This is a genomic window from Oscillibacter sp. ER4 (assembly GCF_000765235.1).
Lineage (GTDB): Bacteria > Bacillota > Clostridia > Oscillospirales > Oscillospiraceae > Hominicoprocola > Hominicoprocola fusiformis.
On sequence record NZ_JPJG01000003.1, the window covers coordinates 1 to 5371 of the forward strand.

Consider the following 5371-nt stretch of genomic DNA (forward strand, 5'->3'; position numbering starts at 1 on the left):
CTTTATAGACCAACAGCCAGTCCGGCTCGATGTGACATTCTCTCATGTCCTTATAATTTCTGGAATTAGTGAGAGCATGATCTCGATACGCCTCCGGCAACGGCTGCTCGTTACACAACAGCGTGATCACTTCCTCCAACTTCTTCGGATCGCAGCCTCTCTTGATCGCAAGCTTGTAATCTCGTTTGAACTGCCCCGAAAACTCCGGCTTAAGCATTCAGCGCCTCCATCAGATCTGCAACGCTATCAAACGGACCATACATATCCTCTCCCTTTTCTGCCGCCTCCATCGCCGCATAGGTAACAGCATTCGGCTCGTCAACCTTGACTTCAAAGGGAAGTCCATGACACCTAAGTGCCTGTCGATAAAAAATACCCGTTGCCGTACTCAAATCCATTCCGAGGGACTTAAAGAGAGCTGCCGCCTGTGCTTTCAGCTCCGGCTCCATTCTTATCGTCATATTTCCTTTAGCCATAATAGCACTCCTTTCCTCGTCATTTTTAGCTTGCACTAATATTATATTCAATATTCGTGACATTTGCAAGTGCATTGCAAATGTTTTTTTGCAACTTTTCTATGAACAGTGCTTTCTATATGGTAACACCGCAGCGTGTACATTTAGGGGGTGAAAAAACCTTATTTCGCGCGGTTTTCAAGCCTCGTTTTCGGTGGGGTAATATAAAAACCCTTACCCGCCCCAAAAACGCCTTGTAGGGCGTTTCTGGGGCGTTTACAGCCCTTTCTTAAATTCCTCCACCAACAGATCGCTCAAAGCCTGTGATGGGCGTATTTTGACCGTTATATGCCCCTCCGGTACGGTGTCCCACCATTTGCGGATCGTTTTCGGATCAAGTCCGGTGTCCCTATGACAATCGGCCTTGCGTCCCTCTGGATGCTCCTGCCGCCACGCATAGACTTGCGCTTTCTTTTCTTCTGCCCCTTTTCTTCTCCATGTGCCGCCAGGATAATCCACTTCCTGCACCGCCCTTGCTCTTTTCAAATGCTCTTTCTGTGATCTACCATTCCTCTTGTTGCGCTCGATGCGAACATCGGTCAGAGCTTCAATATCGGAAATCGTGAAATTGTAATACTCCTTGTCGTAGGCTTCCAGCGCACTCCGTATATCTTCCTCGGTCAATGCGTTCTCATGCTTCACCATCTGCAGATCATCAAAAGCCTCTTTCATATCCTGCCGGAGCTGCTGCTTCGACACACCGCATTTGTAAGCATAGATAGCAAGGCACATCAAAAAGAAATACCGATGCCCGCCCTTTATCTCTCCGATCTGCCGCAGCCACCAATGGTAGAGCGCATACGGATCATCACCATGCACCTTTCCGGCAATATCCCACTTCTTGCATCCTTTCTCGCCTCTCACAACAACACGCTCATACCACTCCGGATATGCCTCCCTCGCCTCAGCTCGTGTCATTTTGGATGGGCTGAAAGGCTTATTGACATCCACCCTGTTTTCTGGCTTTGCGTAGGCGTTCAGATAATCCAGCGTTACCCGTTCTCCGGTACGGAAAGCGACCAGCTCCGTCCCATGCTTGTCATTGATGCTGCCCACCATGCGGAAGCTCTGATTGATGGATTGATACTGGATCGCCTTGACCTGCGAAGTGCTGCCATACTCCCATAGCCGGAAAGTGAGGTCATATTTCAGACTTTTAAGCTGAATTTTTATATTCGGGTATAGGTCAATCGGCTGCTGGAAAACATAGTAGATATGCAGCCCTGTCCCCGACAGAACAAGGAAAGTCGGCATCGGCAACCGGCGCACTCGCTCCGGATCGCCGCCAAAGCGCAGAAAGAGGTTGCGCAGCTCGGCAAGACCTACGCCATCCAGATCGAAGATCAGAGCATACATCCGCTGGGCGTTCTCCAGCCTGTTCTCCTTTCTGCGATATGCAAGACCGCTGCACAAAGTAAGGCTGTTCCCCTCGACAAACTCCATGTAATCCTGTTCCCACGTGTCGTTATACATCTTCCTGCGCCGGAGCTTCTTATCCTCGCTCTGTTCGTCCCGATACAGATACACAGCGTTCGGATGGGAAAAATCCGTGTGCCGTTCTCCGGAGTTCTCATTGTCCGGAAACAGCTCTTTATAAAACTCATAGCCTCCGACCTCCGGATATTGTGCGCTCAAATACTCGTAGCAGCCTCGATAATTCTCGGTCATATTACCACCTCACAAAAGAAAAAGTACCAAAAAGAAAATCCGCTGCGGCGGGGATCGCCTGCGGGCGGGAAAGGGGAAAAGGGGGAGCAAAAGAGCGGCGGCTACGCCGCCTTAAAGAGAAAGTCACCTCCCCCTTTTCCCCCTCGCTGCGGGTCATTGAAAGTGCCGCCACTATGGAAAACCCGATGGGTTTACCACAGTGGCTTGGAAAACCTCTAACGAGGTTTACCACACTTCCAACACCCCTCCGCGCACCCCCTTTTTCCCCTCCGACTTTCTCCCTTTCAGAGAGAGAAAATATAGGTTGGGAGTACCCTTACAGGGGGCTTAGATTATCAATACAGCAATTCCCTATTTTCAGTTGTTATTATAGACTGTCCGAAAGAGATTTTCAAGCCCTCCGGACAGGCTTCTTTTACAGCTCCATGCCGCCCATTCCTCGCTGGTGCTGCTGTTGCTCCTGCTGCTGTCCAATCTCCGGATCGGGCAGCAGCTCCCTCGCCTTTTCAAGCAGAGGACGCAGACGCTCCGGCAAGTGTTCTTCCAAGAAGTCCAGCATCCGACCGATGCCGTCCGTCAGACGCTCGGTGAATCTGCGTTCCTCCTGCAGCTCGGATTGCAGATAATAGTTTTCATCGCGCAGCCTCCGGTTTTCCTGTTCAAGCCTCTGCTGTCGCTGCGCTTCTTCCAGCCGCTTCTTCATGGACGGCACCTGTGACCGCAGACGGGTGTTTTCCTCCGTCAGCTCCTGTACCTTGTGCCGATCCGTCACGCTGCGCAGTGCCATTTTCTTTAGCTGCTCGACCTGATCCACCGTCACGCCCTTTACTGCCCCTGTGAGCGTCTTTTCCGGCTGAATATCATGCAGGGGTGCATTTACCCTGTCAGCCTCCTTTAAGAGCCGCACAGTGCCTTTCAGAGCGTCCCGCTGCCGTTCCAGCTCAGCAACCTCCCGCTCTACTGCCGCTGTCTGCTGCTGCACCGCTTCCAGCCTCGCAGCCGCTTCCTTGAACTGCGGCAAGTCCATGTGCGGTCTGTTCGTGCCGAGAGAGATAATTTCAAAATCGTGCCGCTGGGCGATCTCCGTCAGAGCTTCTTTCTCCCGTTCCATCCACGCCGCCCATTCGGTCTGCTTTCTGCCGACACCGACAAACCCCTGCTGCTTCAATGCCTGTTTCATAGATACCCTTGTAGAAAGTCCTCTTGACTGCTCCGTTGCCACAGGGATAAAATCGACATGGAGATGGGGCGTTGCCTCGTCCATGTGCAGCACCATATTGAACACCCGCAGATGGGGGTTGCGTTCTGCAAAAGACTCCGCAAAATCTTTCAGAGCTGCCGCCGCCCGTTCTCCGTCCGGCGTACCGCACCCACAGTCGCTCATGTTGCCGATCTGGAAGATCGCTTCATGGAACAGCTTTTCCTGTTTACTCTGCCGGATATGCTCATAGTAGTCCGGTATCTTATCTCTCGTTTTGGTTTTCTTTGCGTTGTAGGCTGCGAGAGCTTCATCAAAGACCATATGATAGACCTGCTTCAGATCCTCATTGCAGAAAACAATGTTCTGCTCCGTCCGGCTCCGGTCTACATTCGCCGCTGAGAAGCTGCGGTTGTTGTGCCGGATGCTCCCTGCACCTGTCATACCAGAAATCGTAACTCCCATAAAATCGCCCCCTTTCCGCTTATTCTTCCGTCCTCTATTTTATCATAAATTTCCGCTAAAAACAACCTCTTTGTTACTTTCTGGTGAGAAAGTAACGCAAAAGCACTTTCACACCGCCACCCCATCGGTGCAGCGGTGTGAAAGTGCTTTGCGCCCCTAAAGGGGAGGGGTTGCCGGAGCTGCTTCACTGCCGGCTCGTGCCTGCTGCTCTGCCAGCTCCGGAGGGGCGCTGCCCCTGCCGTCTGCGGACGGCTCCCCGAACTTCATCCCACCGATAAACTGGAAGTTGTCAAAGAGAATTGTTCCAGTATTCCACAGTATTGCCATTCACATCATAGAATGTAATGGTTCCCGCACTTATAGGCAAAACAATCGCAAAAGGTTTATTGCTGTCAATGTCAAGCACTTGAATTGTGTTGCCGTCATCTATTTCAAGCTGTGTTACCTGTTGCTGATTCATAGAAATAAATGCTCGCTCATTATATCCTTCTACGGTGTACTCGGCAATTCCTCTTTGAACCCCCGAAAGGTTTCCACCCCCACGGAAAAAGTATCCAAAGGAAAGACCAGGACGGTTGACATAGACGGAAAAAGAATGGTCACTCAAATCCTGAGGGTAAGAAATATATGCAGCCATCGTGCTGGAAACGCTTCCATCGACCGTCCAATCATCCTTAATCTTCTGCGACGAACGAATATCTGCCTCCAGCTTAGATGAAGTCACGCCGATCTCATTGTTCGTATAAAGAAAACAAACAAATAAAATACCAGCAAGAACAACCCCTATCACAATTTTAAGAAATATTTTTTTCACGCTATCAAAACTCCTTGTCAACTTCCGATTTGTCGTTCTGTTTAGTCCCCAAAGAACCTACTAAACCAGCTACGCTTTTGAACCGGTTCTGTCTCACGCTCCGGCTGATCGGCTCCGGCCTTGCCGGAAAGAAGCTGCTGATGCATCGTCCCAGCATGGAGAGCCTGGGCCGCTGCCGCAGTCTGCTGTGCCGTCACCAACGCCGAGCTGACCTCCGCCAACCTTGCGTTCAGTTCCTCGATCTGCTTGTCCTTTACAGCAAGTTGCTCGCTTTTCCGGTCTAATTCTCCCTGCAGCATAGCGATCAAAGTGGTTTCGCAAGTTTCGCAACTTGCTTTCGCCGGTTGCGAAACTTGCTTTCGTTCAACACCTAAATAATGCTGATATATGGCGGTTTTTTGACTTTCGCTGATTGCGAAACTTCCTTTCGCATCTTTCGCAACATGGTTTCGCCTACACCATGCACGAACTGCCTGTTCCGACACGCCACATTCTATTGCAATTTCCGTTATTACACCCGCCAAATATCATCACCACTCTTTCATCCAGAGTTAATCTCAAAACAAATCGCTATGAGATCCCGTCCTTATCAATTTCAAAATCAAAGTCTGCCGAACAACTTTATAGACCAACAGCCAGTCCGGCTCGATGTGACATTCTCTCATGTCCTTATAATTTCTGGAATTAGTGAGAGCATGATCTCGATACGCC

7 protein-coding genes are annotated in these 5371 nt (G+C 50.5%); all 7 read right to left on the minus strand.

Going from position 1 to position 5371, the window contains the following annotated elements; genetic code table 11:
- A partial coding sequence (locus NI20_RS0100725) for a type II toxin-antitoxin system YafQ family toxin (protein WP_033119555.1) occupies positions 1 to 217 on the minus strand: 217 nt, incomplete at its 3' end.
- Complete coding sequence (locus tag NI20_RS0100730) at positions 210 to 476, minus strand: type II toxin-antitoxin system RelB/DinJ family antitoxin (protein ID WP_033119556.1); 267 nt, start codon at positions 474 to 476, stop codon at positions 210 to 212. The genes NI20_RS0100725 and NI20_RS0100730, both read right to left, overlap by 8 nt.
- Positions 477 to 731: 255 nt before the next feature.
- Entirely contained in the window at positions 732 to 2183 is a 1452-nt protein-coding gene (locus NI20_RS0100735; protein WP_197055330.1) for a hypothetical protein, read from the minus strand.
- Positions 2184 to 2598: 415 nt separating this feature from the next.
- The gene (locus NI20_RS0100740) at positions 2599 to 3846 is read right to left on the minus strand and encodes a plasmid recombination protein (protein WP_033119557.1); all 1248 of its coding nucleotides are present in this window, start codon (positions 3844 to 3846) and stop codon (positions 2599 to 2601) included.
- A gap of 289 nt (positions 3847 to 4135) precedes the next feature.
- Positions 4136 to 4660 carry a hypothetical protein gene (locus NI20_RS0100745; RefSeq protein ID WP_033119558.1) on the minus strand — a complete coding sequence of 175 codons (525 nt, stop codon included), beginning with the start codon at positions 4658 to 4660 and terminating at the stop codon, positions 4136 to 4138.
- 41 nt (positions 4661 to 4701) lie between these two features.
- Positions 4702 to 5184 carry a hypothetical protein gene (locus NI20_RS0100750; RefSeq protein ID WP_033119559.1) on the minus strand — a complete coding sequence of 161 codons (483 nt, stop codon included), beginning with the start codon at positions 5182 to 5184 and terminating at the stop codon, positions 4702 to 4704.
- Positions 5185 to 5217: 33 nt separating this feature from the next.
- The coding region (locus NI20_RS14380; RefSeq protein WP_156108524.1) for a type II toxin-antitoxin system YafQ family toxin at positions 5218 to 5371 on the minus strand (154 nt) is incomplete at its 5' end.